Origin of the sequence: Halomonas halmophila, assembly GCF_006540005.1 — a bacterium.
Classification (GTDB): Bacteria; Pseudomonadota; Gammaproteobacteria; order Pseudomonadales; family Halomonadaceae; genus Halomonas; species Halomonas halmophila.
On the sequence record NZ_BJOC01000077.1, the window covers coordinates 1 to 1,579 of the forward strand.

The 1,579-nt window shown below is 62.1% G+C and carries 1 protein-coding gene; it reads right to left on the minus strand.

All coding sequences use genetic code 11. The features are described from left to right. Positions 1–171: 171 nt before the first annotated feature. Positions 172–1,488, minus strand: a complete 1,317-nt coding sequence (locus HHA01_RS14645) for an IS1380 family transposase (RefSeq protein WP_141322046.1) — start codon at positions 1,486–1,488, stop codon at positions 172–174. Positions 1,489–1,579: the final 91 nt, after the last annotated feature.

Below are 1,579 nucleotides of genomic sequence, written 5' to 3' on the forward strand. Positions count from 1 at the left end.
TAGCCCGGATATTGCACCAGCGCTGCGACGTTGGCCTGCTGAGTGACCAGGCCAGCTCGTTACGCCAGTTTTAGCGAAGATTGATCATTTTTTGATCGATGCCCCGCCATCAGGACGCACTGCCCCCTTACCCCCAGTGTTTATTCCGTGCCGGGGACAGCACCGCACCGGTCATCCCGGCACCAGCTTGCGAGCGAGCTTCCGGAAGAGGTCCTGATCGGGGTAGTGACTGCTCAGCATCAGGCGGACGCGCCGGGTATTGCGGATTACCACGCCACCGATCTTCAGCAACTTCAGGCGCAGGGTGGTGACCTGGGCCGTGGCGTAGGCGGTGCGCTTCAGATACACCCGGCGCAGCCGTTCCAGCAGCAGATAGGCCAAGCCGGCCAGCAGCAGCCGGTACTGGTTGGGCCACCAGTCATGGCAGCTGGTGCGATACGAGAACAACCACTGCTGTTCCTTGATGCGGTTCTCCATGTCGCCGCGCGGGCAGTAGCGATGGTCGTAGAGCCACTGCGGGCTGCCATGCAGGTTGGTCACCACGTAGCGGGTGTTGAACCCCCGGTGGCTGGTCTCGGCCTTGACCACCACCTTGCGTCGCGGGCGCTTCCAGCTGTGAGCGGCATAGTGGATGCGCCCGAAGTGGCGCTGCTTGGTCCGCTCGGCCTCCCAGCGGATGGCCGATTCATAGCGAATATCGAGTGACAGCTTCTCGAGGCGGCTGTTGGTGGCCAGGCCGACGATGTACTCGACGCCATGGCGCTCACACCAGTTGAGGATCATTGGCCGACAGAAGCCACTGTCGCCACGGAAGACGACCTTCACCTCGGGCCAGGCCTGACGCAGGCGCCGGACCAGCAGGGCGAGGATGGCGCCGGCATGGTAGGCCGCATCGCGATAGACCGGGCGCAGGTAGCTGACCAGCAACTGCTGGCCACAGAAGACGTAGAGAGGAAGAAAGCAGTACCCGTCGTAGAAGCCGGAGAAATGCCGGCCGAGTTGCTCGCCATGCACGGGGTCGTCGGTGGCGTCGAAGTCCAGGATCAGGCGCTTCTTCGGCGGCCGCCGAAAGGAGCGGATGAACTGCTCGACGATCTCTTCCTGAATGGCCACCGCCCATTGGCGACTGGCCTGCTGTTCGAAACGACACAGCGTCGATTGGCTGGCCAGCACACCATCGGTATCGACCGCCGTCTGTAGGGCGATATCACGGCGCAGGGCATGATGATCGTTGAGATCTTCGTAGCCCAGCGCCAGGCCGAAAACCCGCTGCCGAAGCATGGTCTCGGCCCGGTGCTGACAACGGCGAGAGGCGCGAGCATCATCCAGTCGGCGTGCAATGGCGCGAGTCAGGCCCATCTCGCGATCCAGTTGGCGGAGCAGCAAGGCGCCGCCATCGGAGGTGATCTCACCGCCGTCGAAACTGGCAGTGATCTCACGGCCCTTACAGCGTGGAAACGAGGTGGTGGACGTGGTACATTTTGTCATGGCGGCTGTCTCGGATGATTCTGGTGTAGGAGCTTGAATTATAACCGATTTTCAGCCGCCTTTTTTATGTCTGGTGCAATATTCGGGCTAG

What these genes read in the sequence shown, in the direction of transcription:
- HHA01_RS14645 (WP_141322046.1), bottom strand. Translation starts at nt 1,488, where the DNA reads ATGACAAAATGTACCACGTCCACCACCTCGTTTCCACGCTGTAAGGGC.